15 protein-coding genes are annotated in these 16,104 nt (G+C 62.0%); 5 read left to right on the plus strand and 10 right to left on the minus strand.

Annotated elements, in window-relative coordinates:
- The 5 genes from argE to AS136_RS17465 form a co-directional block, all read right to left on the minus strand.
- The gene (gene argE / locus AS136_RS17445) at nt 1-1,173 is read right to left on the minus strand and encodes an acetylornithine deacetylase (RefSeq protein ID WP_023322509.1); all 1,173 of its coding nucleotides are present in this window, start codon (nt 1,171-1,173) and stop codon (nt 1-3) included.
- Nucleotides 1,151-1,825 carry a DUF1028 domain-containing protein gene (locus AS136_RS17450; protein WP_008805132.1) on the minus strand — a complete coding sequence of 225 codons (675 nt, stop codon included), beginning with the start codon at nt 1,823-1,825 and terminating at the stop codon, nt 1,151-1,153. Before AS136_RS17450 ends, argE begins: the two co-directional genes overlap by 23 nt.
- The gene (locus AS136_RS17455) at nt 1,822-2,256 is read right to left on the minus strand and encodes a RidA family protein (RefSeq protein WP_004190423.1); all 435 of its coding nucleotides are present in this window, start codon (nt 2,254-2,256) and stop codon (nt 1,822-1,824) included. The genes AS136_RS17450 and AS136_RS17455 overlap by 4 nt, the downstream gene beginning before the upstream one ends.
- Nucleotides 2,257-2,280: 24 nt before the next feature.
- On the minus strand, nt 2,281-3,540 hold the full coding sequence (locus AS136_RS17460) for a flavin-containing monooxygenase (protein WP_023322508.1): 1,260 nt from the start codon (nt 3,538-3,540) through the stop codon (nt 2,281-2,283).
- A 168-nt stretch (nt 3,541-3,708) separates the two neighbouring features.
- Nucleotides 3,709-4,623, minus strand: a complete 915-nt coding sequence (locus AS136_RS17465) for a LysR substrate-binding domain-containing protein (protein WP_004190428.1) — start codon at nt 4,621-4,623, stop codon at nt 3,709-3,711.
- A gap of 488 nt (nt 4,624-5,111) precedes the next feature.
- Here AS136_RS17465 and AS136_RS17470 point away from each other — a divergent pair, with 488 nt between their 5' ends.
- Genes AS136_RS17470 through AS136_RS17485 form a run of 4 tightly spaced genes read left to right on the plus strand, consistent with a single transcriptional unit; the run spans nt 5,112 to nt 9,122 of the window.
- A complete protein-coding gene (locus tag AS136_RS17470) occupies nt 5,112-6,632 on the plus strand; it encodes an amino acid ABC transporter permease/ATP-binding protein (RefSeq protein ID WP_004190429.1) in 1,521 nt (506 codons plus the stop codon).
- A gap of 26 nt (nt 6,633-6,658) precedes the next feature.
- On the plus strand, nt 6,659-7,531 hold the full coding sequence (locus tag AS136_RS17475; RefSeq protein WP_008805134.1) for a phytanoyl-CoA dioxygenase family protein: 873 nt from the start codon (nt 6,659-6,661) through the stop codon (nt 7,529-7,531).
- A 23-nt stretch (nt 7,532-7,554) separates the two neighbouring features.
- Entirely contained in the window at nt 7,555-8,385 is an 831-nt protein-coding gene (locus AS136_RS17480; RefSeq protein WP_012541942.1) for an ABC transporter substrate-binding protein, read from the plus strand.
- A 5-nt stretch (nt 8,386-8,390) separates the two neighbouring features.
- Complete coding sequence (locus AS136_RS17485; protein ID WP_004224462.1) at nt 8,391-9,122, plus strand: class II aldolase and adducin N-terminal domain-containing protein; 732 nt, start codon at nt 8,391-8,393, stop codon at nt 9,120-9,122.
- A gap of 17 nt (nt 9,123-9,139) precedes the next feature.
- On the opposite strand, the gene AS136_RS17490 is transcribed toward AS136_RS17485, so the two are convergent.
- Together AS136_RS17490 and AS136_RS17495 are read right to left on the minus strand one after the other, a co-directional pair.
- Nucleotides 9,140-10,030, minus strand: a complete 891-nt coding sequence (locus AS136_RS17490) for an oxidoreductase (protein ID WP_016160898.1) — start codon at nt 10,028-10,030, stop codon at nt 9,140-9,142.
- A 124-nt stretch (nt 10,031-10,154) separates the two neighbouring features.
- Nucleotides 10,155-11,654, minus strand: coding sequence for an aldehyde dehydrogenase family protein (locus tag AS136_RS17495; protein ID WP_012541945.1), 1,500 nt, complete (start codon nt 11,652-11,654; stop codon nt 10,155-10,157).
- A gap of 235 nt (nt 11,655-11,889) precedes the next feature.
- Here AS136_RS17495 and feaR point away from each other — a divergent pair, with 235 nt between their 5' ends.
- A complete protein-coding gene (gene feaR / locus AS136_RS17500) occupies nt 11,890-12,792 on the plus strand; it encodes a transcriptional regulator FeaR (RefSeq protein ID WP_023322506.1) in 903 nt (300 codons plus the stop codon).
- On the opposite strand, the gene AS136_RS17505 is transcribed toward feaR, so the two are convergent.
- From AS136_RS17505 to AS136_RS17515, 3 genes are read right to left on the minus strand one after another with little or no spacing between them, the layout of a single operon-like run.
- Nucleotides 12,793-13,116: a YdbL family probable chaperone protein gene (locus tag AS136_RS17505; protein ID WP_012541948.1), complete on the minus strand. Its 324-nt coding sequence runs from the start codon at nt 13,114-13,116 to the stop codon at nt 12,793-12,795.
- A 7-nt stretch (nt 13,117-13,123) separates the two neighbouring features.
- The gene (locus tag AS136_RS17510; RefSeq protein ID WP_016160896.1) at nt 13,124-13,309 is read right to left on the minus strand and encodes a YnbE family lipoprotein; all 186 of its coding nucleotides are present in this window, start codon (nt 13,307-13,309) and stop codon (nt 13,124-13,126) included.
- Nucleotides 13,306-15,945 carry a YdbH family protein gene (locus AS136_RS17515; protein WP_023322505.1) on the minus strand — a complete coding sequence of 880 codons (2,640 nt, stop codon included), beginning with the start codon at nt 15,943-15,945 and terminating at the stop codon, nt 13,306-13,308. The genes AS136_RS17510 and AS136_RS17515 overlap by 4 nt, the downstream gene beginning before the upstream one ends.
- Nucleotides 15,946-16,104: the final 159 nt, after the last annotated feature.

A 16,104-nucleotide genomic window follows, 5' to 3' on the forward strand; every position in this document is an offset into this window, starting at 1 on the left:
TCAGGTGAGCGGTTCCGCCGGTTCGGCACGCATCCACGCGCAAAGCTGTCTCAGCATCGTCATACAGCGCTCGGTCTGCGCGATGCTGATGTACTCATCGGCCTTATGGCCCTGGGCCATGCTGCCCGGTCCGCAGACCAGGGTCGCGACGCCCATCTCATCGAACAGCCCTCCTTCGGTGCCGAACGCCACGGTGGAGAAGCGATCGCTGCCGCACCACTGTGACAGCCAGCGGGCGAAGTCGGACTGCGGATCGCTGAGCAGCGGCGGATAGTGGCTTAACAGCTGGAACTGGATGTCGCTCCCGCTGCCTACCCGGCGCATCTCCGGCAGCAGCTGGCGGCGGGCGTAGGCCGCCAGCGCCTCGGTGACCGCTTCGGGACGCATCCCCGGCAGGTAGCGGATCTCAAAATCAAAGCGGCAGGACTGCGGAACAATATTCAGCGCGGCCCCACCCTGAATGGTGCCCACCTGCAGCGTGCTGAAGGGCGGCGAAAAGCGGCTGTCCTGCTGCCGGGCCAGACGCACGCCCAGCCGATCCAGGTGGTTGATCAGCCTGGCCGCGTAGCGGATGGCGTTCACCCCCTGCGGGGCATAGGCCGAATGGCAGGCCTGCCCCTCGATGCAGCAGCGCATGGCCAGTTTGCCTTTATGACCGAACACCGGCTGCATCTCCGTTGGCTCGCCGATGAGGCACAGCGCCGGTTTCTCCGGCGAGGCCTGCAGAAAATCCACCAGGCTGCGCACGCCGAGACAGCCGACCTCTTCGTCATAGGAGAAGGCCAGATGCAGTGGCATGCGCAGCGGCGCCGCCAGAAAGTCATCCACTGCCGCCAGCGCGCAGGCGAGAAACCCCTTCATATCGGCGCTGCCGCGGCCATAGTAGCGGCCATCGCGCTCGGTGAGGCTGAAAGGCGGAACGCTCCAGGCCTGGCCGTCCACCGGGACCACGTCGGTGTGGCCCGAGAGCATCACCCCACCGCCGCCGGACGGCCCCAGCCGGGCGTAGAGATTGGCCTTACCGCCCGACGGGTCATAAAAGCGGCGGGACGCCACGCCGCGGGCAGCGAGAAAATCGGCGATCCAGTCGATCATCGCCAGGTTCGAATGGCGGCTGGTGGTGTCAAAAGCCAGCAGCGCGGCGAGGATGTTATTCATCGCCGGGGACGCCATAGGCGGGCGCATCGCGAGGGTCGAGCGCCCGGGTAATATAGGCGTCCATTTGCGGCTCCCAGGCCAGCCACAGTTGCTCAAGGGCCGCCAGCGGATCCGTCTCCGCCCAGTCAATACGCAGATCGACCACAGGCCACGGGTAATCGTCCACCACCTTCACCGCCGCCGAGTGGACCGGGCCGGCCTCGCCCCCGGCGGCAATCCCCGCGCGCAGCCCGGCCAGCAGCCGGCTGGCCAGTTCACCGCTCGCCGTCTCGAAGGCGGCCACCATCGCGGCGATCACCTCGTGACTGGCCAGCATGTTGCCCGCCGCCACGCAGTTATCTCCCGCCAGGGTGCCACCGATCCCGAGAGTATGTTCCCCGCTGAACGCCGCCACTTCACCGTTGGCATCAATCGCCGCGACCTGGCGATATTCGCGGAAGCGGTCCTCCGCCAGGGCCAGGTTCAGAGCCTGCTCAACGGAGGCCCCCGCCTCAAGCGCACCAAGAATATGCGGCCCCAGCGACGGTAAGGTTATGTTCTGACTGGCGACCGCGCCGACACCGGGCAATAGCCACGGACAGCGCGATCCCACGGCCATGCTCGACGAACTAATGGCAATGCCCAACTGACCTGATTCCGGGCAGCGGGCGCTAATAGAGAGAGTCATTCTGCTGCCTCCCCCTGCCAGTCGTCAGGGATCACCGCCGTAACGTCAATCTCCATCAGCCACTGCGGCTGCGCGAGGGCCGACACCACCACCCCGGTGGAGATGGGAAAGACGCCTTTTAACCATTTGCCCACCTCCTGATAGACCGGCTCGCGATAGCGGGGATCGATCAGATAAGTGGTGGTCTTGACGATATGCGAGAGGTCGCTTCCCGCCTCTTTCAGCAACTGTTCAACATTCTTCATTGCCTGCTCCGCCTGCGCCCGGGGGTCGCCGAGGCCAATCAGATTGCCGGCGAAATCGGTGCCAACCTGGCCGCGAACGTAGACGGTATTGCCGGCCCGCACCGCCTGGCACAGATCGTTGTTCAGCGCCTGGTTCGGGTAGGTCTCTTTGGTGTTAAACATGCGAATACGGGTATGAGTTGGCATCAAAGCACTCCTTAAGGAAAACGGTTAACAGGACGGCTGGTAACGCTGGTACTGGCGCTGAATGGCGATCTGGTCGGCAATATATTTGGCATCGTGCCAGACGCCCCAGATAAAGGTGGACCCGCGCCGCGAGAGCCACGGCAAGCCGAGGAAATAGACGCCCGGCTCCGTCGATACGCCGCGGTGATGCTGTGGCCGCTGTGCGTCATCGAAGGCGTTGACCTTCAGCCAGCGATAGTCGGTGGTGTAGCCCGTCGCCCAGATGATGGTGCTGATCCCGGCCTCGGCCAGATTGAGACTGAGCAGCGGGTCGGTGACGCAGGCCGGATCGGGCAGAAATTCGCGGGCGGAGGGCTCTTCGGGCAGGTCCATGCCGTTGCGGGCCACCCACGCGTCCGCGGCGTCGAGCAGCGCAAGGTAGGAGGCATCGCCGCGGCGGATATTCTCCGCCAGGTCGTGGTGAAACAGTGCTTTGTCACCGTCAAAGCCGCGGGTCTGCCCCACTAACGTGACCCCCTGATGCGCCAGCTGGCGAAAATCGACGGTATGGCCGCCGCGCGCGCCGCTCACCGCGATAGTGACATGCTCTTTACCCGGCGCATTGGCCGCGGCATCCCACATTCCCAGCACCCCGAGCCACCAGCAAAAATCGCGCTGACGATAGCGACGCGGCGGGCGGTCGTGCGCTCCCACCGACAGCCACACCGCGCGTCCGGCTCGCTGTAGCTCATCGGCAATCTGCACGCCGGAGGAGCCTGCGCCAATCACCAGCACACCGCCCTCCGGTAGCTGCTGCGGGTTAAAATAGTGCGCGGAGTGGAGCTGCTGAATAGCCTGACTCTGTGGGGCGATGGCCGGGATCACTGGCCGCTGAAACGGCCCGGTGGCCGCTACGATCCGCTGCGCTTCAATCACCCCCTGCGAGGTGTCGATACGAAAGCCCGGCCGTCCGACGAGGCGTTCGGCGCTGAAAACCTCCACCCCGGTACGGATCGGCGCATTGAAGCTGCGGGCATAGGCGGCAAAATAGTCTGCCACCTGCTCTTTGCCGACAAAGCTGTCTGCCGGGCAGTCCGGGAACACCATGCCCGGGAACCGATCGTGCCAGGCCGGGCCGTTGGCGACCAGCGAATCCCAGCGTCCGCTGCGCCAGGCCTGGGCAATACCCTGCTTTTCCAGCACCAGGTGGGGGATATCCAGCCGGGTCAGATGCTCGCTCATGGCGACGCCCGCCTGCCCCGCGCCCACCACCAGGGTATCGATCTCGGTAATCTGTTCAGTCATTTCGCTATCCTTCAAGCACAGTTGCCGACGACGTCGCCGGAATTGACGGCTTTCAGGTTATTTAACTGTGACGAATTGGTAAAATATTATAAAACGATCGACTGAATAGAATTTTGCGAGGCTGAGTGACGACAAAAAATAATGCCTGCCGGATCGACAGGCGTTATTTCAGGCGTGAGTTGGGGTTAATTCGATGCTGCGACAATAATCCATAAACAGTTGCGTCGGCCGCGTGGGCTCATTATTCGCGAGATGCGCCATAATTAAGGTCGAGGCGGGCATCTCGTCGGCAATATCCCGCTGCACCACTCTTTCACCATCGTAGGTCATATCGCAGCAGGGCCGGGTGACCAGCACCGAAAAACCCAACCCCTGACCCACCATACAGCGCACCATTTCAATGGAGGGGGAACTGTAAGCCACTTCCGGGTGATAACCCTTTTCCTTAAAGATGGAGATAAAATAATTTTTACTGGGGACCGCATCGAGGAGGATCATCGGCTCGCGGCTCAGCTCCTGCAGCGTCACCTGCGCCTTCTGCGCCAGCGGATGCGCGGCGGGCAGCAGCGCGTAGGGTTTATGCGGGGCATTGAGCCGCTCTTTATTGATCGAATGGCCGAGCTCCAGATCGTAAACCAGCGCCAGGTCGAAGCGGCCGCGGTGCAGGCCATGCATCAGCTCATGCTGTTCGCCGTCGTACAGATGCAGGGTGATTTCCGGATAGCATTTCTTAAACCCGGCCACCAGCTTCGGCATATACAGCGGAGCCACCGATTCGAAGCAACCGATGGAGATCATGCCAGAAACCAGCTCTTTATCCGCTCGCGAATTCTGTTCGAACTCCCAGGACAGGCGCAGCAGCTCTTTCGCTTTATCGTAGATCCGCCGACCGCTGGAGGTGAGCGAAACGCCCTGCGCATGGTGGCGAATAAACAGCTGCTGGTCGAAGGTGCTCTCCAGATTCTTGATGGCAATCGAAATCGACGGCTGCGCAATGTGCAGCTGGCGGGAGGCCTCGGCGATACTCTCCGTCTCCACCACGGTGACGAAATATTTGAGCTGCTTCAGGGTAAATCGGTTCATAGCATCACCATTGATAAAATATGGTCCGGCGCACACGGGGAATAGTTTTCCTCTAAGTCCCAAGCAATCCGCGTGCCACCCCCGGAAAAGAGCGGCGCATTGCCCGACAAGGGGCGACAATATTTATTATTGCTCTACGCCCGCGTGGTTTATTTCCACCATTGCACCATCATGCGCCACGCTGCACGCCAGACTGGCAGCGTCTGCCCCAGTTTCGCGCAAAATAACCTGTCTGCGCAAAATAGCGTTATTGAATTACAGTCATTGTTTTTAAATTGTTTACGCAAAGTATCTTAACAATCACTTTAAATTCCATATCGTTAATATCGCTGTATAGTTTTTTTAAACTTAAAGGCCAAAAATTTACTAATTGCCTCTGAAAGCATCCTGCCAGCATAGTGTATTCGCACGATGAATACCGGTGGCTCCCCATTACGGCACAGCCGAGCCACTTTCATTTTTGATAATTATGACGAGTGAAATAGCCCATGACGTTTAACTGGAACTACATGTTAAGCCTGCTCAGCGATGCCGATTTTTGGTGGGCCACCTGGACCGTCATTAAATTAAGTCTGCTGACCTGGGGCTGCAGTATTGTGCTCGGATTTATTCTGGCGCTGGCCAAACAGTCGCCGCGCGGCTGGTTATCCACCCCAGCCCGGCTGTATATCTGGTTATTTCGCAGTATGCCGCTGCTGGTCCTGCTGATTTTTGTCTACAACATGCCGCAGGCGCTGCCCTCCTTCGCCCCGGTGCTGAACGATCCCTTCTGGGCCGGCCTGCTGGCAATGGTCCTCAGCGAAGCGGCTTATATCGCCGAGATCCACCGCGGCGGATTGCTCTCCATCCCTCGCGGGCAGAGCGAAGCCGCGCGGGCCCTGGGGTTGCGCTACGCCGGGATCCAGTGGCGGGTGATCATCCCCCAGGCGCTGCGCGTCGCCCTGCCGGCGCTGGCCAATGAATATATCGCCATCGTGAAGCTCAGTTCGCTGGTGTCGGTGATCTCCCTGACCGAAATATTAATGGTCGGCCAGCAGCTCTACTCGCAGAACTTTCTGGTCATGGAGACGATGACGGCCGTGGCGTTTTATTACATCTTTATCGTCACGGTGTTCGATTTTCTGCTGAAACGGCTGGAGAACTACCTTGACGTGACCCAGCGCAATACCGCTCGTCCGGTAGATGCCGAGATGCAGCGGCTGGCCAGCGCCCGCCGCCCGGCGATGGCGCGCAGCGTCACCCAGAGTCATGAGCCGGCGCTGCAGGCCTCTAAGCTGCATAAGGCCTACAACAACGTCGAAGTGTTGGGGGCGGTGAGCCTGCAGATCCAGCCCGGCGAGGTGGTCTCGGTCATCGGTCCGTCAGGCTCGGGGAAAACCACCCTCATTCGCCTGCTGAACGGTCTTGAGCAGATCGATAACGGCGAAATTCAGATTAACGGCCAACCCTTTATTCACCTCGACCGTCAGGGGCAGCAGAAGCCGCGCTTTATGGAGAATGCCGAACATCGCCTGAACATCGGCATGGTGTTCCAGAGCTTTAACCTGTTCCCGCATCTGACCGTGTTCGGCAATCTGCTGCTGGCCCCGCGCTATCACCATCTGGCAAGTGACGCGGAGCTGCGCCAGCACGCCTGCGAACTGCTGCACAAAGTGGGCATGCTGGAGCACGCCTGGAAGTATCCACACCAGCTCTCCGGCGGACAGCAGCAGCGGGTGGCGATCGCCCGCGCCCTGATGATGCGTCCGCAGATCATGCTGTTCGATGAGCCCACCTCGGCGCTGGATCCGGAAAAAGTGAATGAAGTGCTGCAGGTTATCGAATCCCTGGCCCACGAAGGCATCACCATGGTCATCGTCACCCACGAGATGAACTTCGCCTTCAAAGTGTCCGACCGGATCGTGTTTATGGAGAAAGGCCGGGTGGTGTGCGATGACACGCCGCAGGCGATGCGTAGCGGGCAACACCCGCGGGTCGAGGCCTTTCTCAAAGATGTTTCTCTGGCTTAACTATCGGAACGTGAAGAGGAAAAACTATGATTGCGCAGTGGCAAATTGATCAGTTTCATCAGCAGGGTTTTCTGGTGGTCGAAGAGGTGCTTTCCAGCGCCGACATCGCCGCCCTGCAGAGCGATTTCGACGGCTGGGTCGAGGAGAGCCGCGGTCACGCGACGGTGTGGGGAGAAACCCTCGACGGGCGGCCGCGCTTCGATATCGAGCGCGATCATGCTCCTGACCATCCGTCGCTGCGCCGGGTCGCCTCCCCGACGGAGATCTCCGAGGCCTATCGCCATACTGCGCTGAACTCGCGGATGGCGACCATCGCCGCGCAATTGATCGGCGGCAGCGGCACCCGCTTTCATCACAGCAAAATTAACTCCAAGCTGCCGCACACCGCCACCGAGGTGAAATGGCATCAGGATTTCCTTTTCACCCCACACAGCAATGACGACATCATCACCGCCCTGCTGATGGTCAGCGAGGTGACCCCAGAGAATGGCCCGCTCAACGTGGTGCCTGGCAGTCATCAGGGGCCGCTGTGGTCCCACTGGCAGGAGGGGCGCTTCACGGGGGCGGTGGATGATGAGGTGGTGGCGACGCACTGCCAGCAGCCGCAGGCCTGTTTTGGCCCGGCGGGCTCAGTCTGCTTTATGCATACCCGCCTGCTGCACGCCTCCAGCCCCAACGAGACCGCCCTGCCGCGCACCCTGTTCATCAGCGTCTACGCCGCGGAGGATGCGCTACCCTACGGCGAAAACCCGCTGCCGAGCCGCCATGCCGGCCACCTGGTCGCGGGAGAAGAGAGCGGTCTGGTGCGCAGCACCAATAACCAGCTTCGTCTGCCGCAGAAGCCGCGCGGCGCTTCGTTTTTTGTTCAGCAGGCCGGCGCCGATCGCGCCAGCATGTAATTTGCCCACACTCCGGAGGTTTTATGACACGCATTTTCGCACCACGCCCGCTGACCCTGCTGCTCTGCGCAGCGGCTGCTCTGACATCCTTTAGCGCACTGGCCTTTCAGCAAAGCGGTAAGATCACCGCCGGTTCGGACATGACCTTTTTTCCTTACGAGTACATGGAAAACAATAAGCCAGCCGGTTTTGACATCGAGCTGCTCGATGGTCTGGCGAAGACTATGGGCCGTGAAGCAGTGAATATCGATACCCGCTTCCCCAACCTGATCCCCGGGCTGCAGGGCGGGCGCTTCGATATCACCAACTCGTCGATGTACATTACCGCCGAACGCCTGAAGGTGATCGATATGGTGCCGTACCTGAAAAGCGGGGAAGCGATCCTCGCCCGCAAAGGCGGCGACTACCAGCCTAAGACCCCGGAAGCGTTCTGCGGCCATAAAATCGGCTCGATGGGCGCCACCTCCTGGCTGGCGCAATTGCAGAAGCTCTCCACCGACTACTGCGTGAAGAAGGGGCTGAAGCCGATTGCGCTGAGCGTTTATACCACCGACCCGCAGACCACCCAGGCGCTGTTGTCGCGCGCGGTGGATGCGCAGATCACCGACGCCGCCGTGGCGCGCGGGGTGGTGGAAAAACTGGGTGACCGGGTGGTTATCTCCTCTGACACGCTGATCTATCCGGTGCTGAACGGCTTTGGCGTTAAAAAAGGCAATACTGAGGTGAAAACCGCCCTCGAAGAGGCGCTGAAAAAATACAGCGCGACGCCGGAATATGCCGCCCTGCTGAAGAAATATCACTTCCAGGCGCCGACGGCGGACGATCTGCAGACCCTGATGCCGAAAGCGGAGTAATGCCCATGCGCGATTCCGATGAAGAGCAGATCCGCATCGACCTGGCGGCCACCTTTCGCATCATTGCCCATCTTGGCATGCATGAGGCGGTGGCCAACCATTTCAGCGCCGCGCTCTCCGCCGACGGGAAAACGTTTTTACTCAACCCGAAGTGGAAACACTTTTCGCGCATCCGCGCCAGCGATCTGCTGGTGCTGAACGCCGATGATGAAGGTTGCGCCGCGCGCCCTGACGTCGATGCCACCGCGTGGGCTATTCACGGGCAGATCCATCAGCGGCTCCCGGACGTGCGGGTGGTGCTGCATCTGCACCCGGTGTACACCACCAGCCTCGCCTGTCTGGCGACGCCGCAGATCCTGCCCATCGACCAGAACACGGCCCGCTATTTTAACCGGGTCGCCGTCGATACGCTGTACGGCGGGATGGCGGACACCGCGGCAGAAGGCGCCCGGCTGGCGGGCCTGCTGGCGGACAAACGCCGCCTGCTGATGGGGAATCACGGGGTGCTGGTGACCGCCCCGACCATCGGCGAGGCGTTCGATGATATCTGGACCCTGGAGCGCGCCTGTCAGATCCTGATCACCGCCTGGTCCACCGGCCAGCCGCTGAAGGTTCTGTCAGACGCGGTAGCGGAAAAAACGGCCCAGGACTGGGAGAAGATTGCCGATTTCTCGCGGCAGCATTTTGCCGAAATGAAGCAGTTAATGATCGACCTCGATCCCTCCCTGGTGGACTAACCCCGCGCCTGCCCGGGTCAGCCCGGGCCGTCGCTGGCTGCCGCCAGCAGCGGCACGATGATATCGCTGAGCGGTGTCGGAATGCCGTGCTGACGTCCGCGACGCTGCACCACGCCGTTACGAATATCCCACTCCAGCGGTCGGCCATTCAGGCGATCGATCAGAATAGAGGTGCTTAAGTCGGCAGGCGCCCGGTGAAAGCCGGCGATAATCTCCTCCGGCACGCTGTCGCCCAGGGCGGCCCCTTCCGCCCGCGCCACCTGCAGACATTCGCGCAGATAAGCCAGTCCGAGGGCAGTAATGTCTTCCCGGGCAAACATCCCGGCGCGGCGTCCGGTCAGCACCATCAGTCCGGCTACGGCGTTCTGCAACAGTTTACGCCAGGCCACGGTGGTAAAATCCGCCGCCAGGTCCACCGCGCAGCGGGTCCCCGCCAGCGCCTGCTGCACTCGCTCTGCCCCCGGCAGATCCGGGAGGGTCAGGCGCGGCGTGGCGCGCAGCCAGACAGAGGCATCGGCATCGCGCTGCGCCGGAAACCAGACCACCGAGGGCAACACCGTCGCGCCGCCGGTCAGGGGGGCAAACTGCTGGCGCTGCTCAACGCCGTTTTGCAGCACGCACACCACGGTGTCCGTGGAACACAGGGCCGTCAGCCAGGAGGCGATGGCCTCCGTCTGGGTAGTTTTCACCGCGACAAAGACCAGGTCGAAGGGGGCGGCTATCGCCGTTGGGTCGGTGTGCACCGGGCCGGGCACCACGATCTCGCCCTCGTCAGTGCGCAGCACCAGCGCCGAATGGGCGGTACGCCCGCAGACCATCGGCGCCCTCCCCACCTCAAACAGGGCGGCGGCGATAGTCGTGCCGATGGCGCCGGGACCAATAAGTGCAACCTTAGGAAATGCTGACATGCCGAAGACCTCCTGATGATTCACCGCCCTGGTTGGGCAAAGATTGCCCTCCACAGTAGCGAGAAAGACCGGAGGTCGGCAAGCGGCGCGTCGGGAAAAGCCATTCGCTTTCCCCGACAGCGGTCTAGTAACGCACGCAGACGGATTTGGTTTCGCACCAGCCGTCGAGCCAGTCAGGGCCGAAATCGCGGCCGGTACCAGACTGCTTCATGCCGCCGAAAGGCAGGTTGGCGTCAATCAGGGTATGGCTGTTGACCCATACCGTTCCCGCCTGCAGACGGTCGGTGTAGTTCAGGGCCTGGGTTAGATCGCGGGTCCAGACGCTGGCGGTCAGGCCAAAATCGCTGTCGTTGGCCAGACGCAGCGCCTCCTCGCCGTCGGCCACCCGCACCAGGTTCACCACCGGGCCAAACACCTCCTCACGGGTGAGGCGCAGCCCGGCGTCGGGGTTAACCACCAGCGTCGGCGGAATATAATACCCCCCCGCATCCGGTCCGGCGCTGCCGCTGATGAGCTCTGCCTTCTGCTGGCGAGCCTCTTCGAGGTAGGCCGCCACCTTGTCGCAGTGGGCCCGGGAGACCACCGGGTTGATCTGCGCCGTCTCCTGCATCCCCGGCCCCACCTGCAGCGATTTTACCGCCTGCTCGAAACCGCTGACCAGGGTGTCAAACAGCGGCGCTTCGATGTAGATCCGCGAGCTGGCGGCGCAGACCTGCCCCTGATTGAGGAAGCTACCGGTCATCAGCCCCTCAATAACCCACTGGGGATCGGCATCTTTGAGCACAATCGCCGGGTTCTTGCCGCCCAGCTCCAGCGTCACGCGAGTCAGGCGGTCGGCGGCCACGCGGGCGATCTGTTTCCCGGTCGCCGTCGAGCCGGTAAAGCTGACCTTCGCTACCTGCGGATGGGCGGTCAGCGCCGCGCCGCAGCCGGCGCCGCTACCAGTGACCACGTTGAACACCCCGTCAGGAATGCCCGCCAGGGTCGCCAGCTCCGCCACCCGCAGCAGGGTCAGCGGGGTGGTTTCAGAAGGTTTGATGACGATCGAACAGCCTGCCGCCAGGGCCGGCATGACCTTCCACATGCCGATCATCAGCGGGAAATTCCACGGGACGATGCCCGCCACCACCCCGACCGGCTCTTTTTTGGTCCACGCCTGGTAACGCGCCCCTTGCGGGAACGGGATCGACACGTCCAGCGTCCGGCCGCTGATCTTGGTGGTCAGCCCCGCGGTGTAGCGCATCCAGTTCAGGGTGCAGCCGACCTCAAAGGCGCGAGAGATCGCAATGGATTTGCCCTGCTCAAGGGTTTCCAGTTGCGCCAGCTCTTCGCCGTGCTGCTCCACCAGGTCGGCAAAACGCAGCAGGATGCGTTCACGGTCGGCCGGGGTGCGCCCGGCCCAGCGGCGATCGACAAAAGCGCGCCAGGCGGACATTACCGCCCGGTCAACATCCGCCGGGCTGGCGTCGGCGGTGGTGGCAATCGCCTGCCCGGTGGCCGGATCCCAGACGGTTAACCGGTTTTCGCTCTGCGCGGCGCAGGGAGCGCCGTCGATATACAGGCCATGCTGACGGTCTAAAAACTGCTGGACGCTGGCAAGCAGCGCTATCTGAGAGGTGGACATACCCTTTCCTTATTCTTCGCGGATAGTGCTTTCAGTCTATGTCCGGTTGGCGGCTGGCGCTTTTTTCTCTGTGACATTCGTTTGCGCCGCTGTGACAGTCGCCGCAAATCCGCGGCTTACCCTGGCAGAAATGTGCCGCAGGTAATAGTTCTTTCATATACCCGCCATCGCGGCCTTGCCTGAGGCGGCATAAATGCAACAATGCGGAAACATTGTTATTACAGGAGAAGGGCGAATGATGACCACGGCAGAGGGGGGGCTGGCGTACCAGCGCTGGCTGGCGACGATCAATCAGGTCTGCGGCCATTTCGCCGCCCGGCCGCTGGAGGGGCGCTTCCACGGCGAGATTGACGCCCGCTACGCCGGCAGCCTCAAGGTCAGCACGGTCACCGCCGCCGGCGTTAATCTCTACCGCACACACAATGAGATAAAACGCGATAACGACGCCTGGTTCTACACCGTATTTCAGCTTGCCGGCGAAGCCATCATCGAACAGGACGATCGCCAGGTGACGCTGGCGGCAGGCGATATCACGTTAATCGACGCCGCCCGCCCCTGCTCGATTGTCTGGCAGCAGACCTCGCGTCAGGCCTCCCTGCTGCTGCCGCGCCAGCGGGTGGCGCCCACAGGCGACATCGCCACCGCCTGCCGGCTGGACAAATCCCTGCCAATGGTGCAGCTCAGCCAGCGACTGCTGCTGGAAAGCATGGGCGGCACGGCGCTCTCCGCCAGCGAGAGTGAAGCGGCGCTGGAGGCGATCGCCTGCCTGTTGCGCCCGGTGCTGCATCAGCGCGAGCCTGCCCCTTCCCGGCGGGAAAAGCAGTTTCAAAAGATTATTGCCTTAATCGATGCGTCCATTCAGTCGGAGCATTTGCGCCCGGAGTGGCTGGCCAGCGAGACGGGGATGTCGGTACGCAGCCTGTACCGGCTGTTTGCCGACAAAGGGCTGGTGGTGGCGCAGTATATTAAGAACCGGCGGTTGGATCTGTGCGCCCGGGCGCTACAGAACGCCCATGACGACGAAAAGCTGGCGGGGATCGGCTACCGCTGGGGCTTCAGCGACCACAGCCATTTCTCCACCGCCTTTAAGCAGCGCTTTGGCGTCTCGCCGGGCGAATACCGCAAGCGCTGCCGCTGATCATTTACGCCGCCACTGGCCGTTCAGCCCCTGGACGTACTCCCCGGGCTGAGCCCGGGCCACCAGCTTCTGCCCGGCCATTTTCGCCACTTCATCTACCGGCAGATTGTTGTCATCCGCCAGCTGCTGGTAGCTTTCGCTGCGCGCGGCATTGATCTGCTTCACCAGCGCTAAGGTCTCTTTATCCTGGCGCAGCGGCGCCAGATAGCCGTTCAGCGTTTCCCCCACCCGCCCCTGCTGCCGCGCTTCGCTCAGGGTCAACGCCAGCGCGGGCGCGCTGAGTAAGGTCAGCGCCAGCGCTGCGCTTAACAGTCGTTTTCTCATCGTCGCCTCAGAACAGATCGCTGCGGGATTTCAGCAGATTTTCCACATCCTTATCGACCTTGATATGGATCTCATGCTCAATTTTGACATTCATATTAATAGTGATGGGCTCTTTCGATGCCGCAATTTCGATACGCGGCGTACAGCCGGCGAGCAGCATCGGCGCCACCATGGCCACTAGCAACTTCTTCATTTAGGTTCCTTACATGTCTTACCGTCCGTACAGTGCCGCACGGGCAGCATGGCATTCTGTTCGAGCCACGCCTGTAAATTGTCGCCGAAGCGTAAACTGCGCCACAGGTCGAAAATATTCTCTTCATGAGCGTAGTTTAAATGCACGGTACTGCTTTTCCCGTCCACCCGGCTGGTACCGTTGATGGTGGCCTTAAGCGTCAATACGCCCAGATTGTCGAGGTTAATCCGCGTCCACGAGCGGGAGATCTCCATATAGCGCAGCCAGTTAATCGCCGCCCCGGCGGAGACATTGTCCGCCACCAGCGCATCGGCAGTGTCTTTATCCAGCCGCAGGGTCATCGGCCCGTCATTACGCAGCCAGCCGTCGTGGATGATCCATTGGTTGTTTTCCAGCCACAGCGGCAGCGCGCCGCTCACCGCCCCGGACATAGCGAACTGCTTCACCTTGACGGCGCTGGTGAGTTCGCTGCTGGAGATATGTTGCAGACGGATCAGCGCCGGGTCGCGCTGCGGCATGCGCAGCTGCAGCAGGGTCAGTTTTCCGCCTAACAGATCGACGCTGACGTCGCTGAGCTGCAGCGGATTGGCCTCACTCCACGGCCAGGTGCCCTGCAGGTCCGCCGTCAGATTGCGCGCGGTAACCTGGTTGACGATTTCGCCAATACGCAGGGAGACCGGACGGCGGGTGCCCAGCTGCCAGTGGCCGTCGCTGAAACGGAATGGCAGCACGAAGTCGACGCCGTTAATCTGATTGTCCGGCATCCAGGCGCTGCCGCCCTTCAGCACGCCGTGGCCGCCCGCCTCAAATCCCTGCCCGGCTGCTGCCGAAAAGGCCACCTGCGCATAGAGACTGCCTTCCCGCAGATTCATCTTCCAGTCCGGTGGCACCAGCGGCTGGAACACCGTCAGCGACTGTTTTGGCCACCACGCCTGGCCGCGCAGCCGTTCGCCATCCCAGCGCCCGGTCAGCCGCACCGGGCCAATGGTATCGGCGTGCAGGGCGCCGGTGAACTGGAACCACGTCGGGTCCCGGCCGTCGAGGGCAAATTTCAGCGTTGACGCCGGGAGATAGCTGCCGCCGGAGAAGGTGGTTTTGGCCGCGTCCAGCGACAGCGCGCCGGTCAACCGCGGGTGCTGGGCATCACGCAGCCAGCGGATCGGCTGCTCGAGCGTCAGACGCGGCGTACTGACCCGCATCGTGCCGTACTCGAGCTTATCGAAGCCGGTGGAGAGGCTGCTCAGGGTAATAGCATTGTCGCGCCACTCCCCGCTGCCCTTCACATCCCAGCGCGCCTGCATCGGGGTGAAGTGTCCCTCACCCCAGTAGCGCCATTGCCAGCGGCCGCTGTCAGGCAGAAAATCGCTCGCCTGACCGTCCAGATGCAGCGTAAAGTCGCCCATCTGCTGCTCATGGGCGCGGAGGATCGCCTGCAGGCGGCCATCGACGCCCTGCTGGGTCACTTTCACCCCAGCCAGCGGCCAGCGAATTTCATCAATATTCAGCGCATCGATCACTCGTCCGCGCGAACGCAGCAGCGCCCCGGGATGAAACGCCAGCTGCGGGCTGACCAGCGACCCGCTGAGCTGCGCCGGCAGCGCCGCGTAGAAGATCATCTCCCCCAGCTTGGCCTCGCCGGTGAGCCGCAGCGGCATGTCGCTGTTATCCATGCTTAGCTTGCCCGGACCGATATTCAGCACCGCGTTGCCTTTGCCGGCATGCCCCTCGGTGAGGACATTTAAGCGACCGCTGACGGTCATCTGCTCGGTCCCCTGCTGCCAGTTGCCCACCGACAGTGCGAGGCGCCCGCTGAGCGGGTAGTTCTGGTAGCGGGTGCGCCAGCGGCCGTCGCTGATGGTGATCCGCTCCGGGGTGATCTCCCACGGCAGATCCAGGATCGGCTCTACCTCGCCGCGCGGCGTCACCAGCAGCTGGCCGCGATTGTGCTGCCACTCGAGCTCGGCATCGATCCATTCCGCGGTTTGTGGAAATTCAAAGGTGCCCTGCATCTGGCCGTCGACCGGCAGACCATCCGGTACCAGCGGCAGGTGGAAGGTTCCCACCAGCTTCACCGGCGGCTGATCGTCAGTCAGCCGGGCGCTGAACTGGCTGACGGTGAGGGCCTGGCCGCGCAGGCGCGCCTGCAGACTCAGTTCCTTACCGGCAAAGCCGATGTCCTGTTGCACTGGCGTCAACGACATCACCAGCCGCCCCTGCCATTTCTCCCATGGCGACAGCCGCAGGTTGTCAATGGTTAACCAGCTGTAGGGCAACATCGATTGCCATTCGGCGAGGGTGCGCGGCGATCCCGGCGTGGGCTCGCTGGCCGGCAGTTTGCTCAGACAAGCGCTGTTGATGTCCAGCTGGCCAATATGCAGCCGCCAGCGGCTGGGACGCGAGAGACGGGCATCGGTCACCCGGGCGAGTTCACAGTCGCCCACCAGATAGCGCAGGTCGGGGATCAGCAGAGCCGACCGCGTCAGACGCGGGCTCTCCTGCAACGAGATACGAGTGCCCACAGGCAGCCAGATGCCCGCCAGCGTCGGCACCCAGTGGGTCAGCGTCAACAGCAGCGTTAGCGGCAATAACACCAGCACTAACACCAGCGCGATGGCGGCTTTATATTTACCCTTCATGGGCAGTTAATATCCTGATTCAACATAAGTAAAAGCCGAATGGCGCCCATTGTGACACGTTCGACCAGTGAGTGAAAGTTTGCGACCTGTTAAAGCATAGTTGCCAGCCGGACTCGCGGCGCGGCGATCGGCCGTCATCATTTAGCTTTTGTTTAAGCA

The sequence above is a fragment of the Klebsiella sp. D5A genome (assembly GCF_001620885.1).
Taxonomy (GTDB): Bacteria; Pseudomonadota; Gammaproteobacteria; order Enterobacterales; family Enterobacteriaceae; genus Klebsiella; species Klebsiella variicola.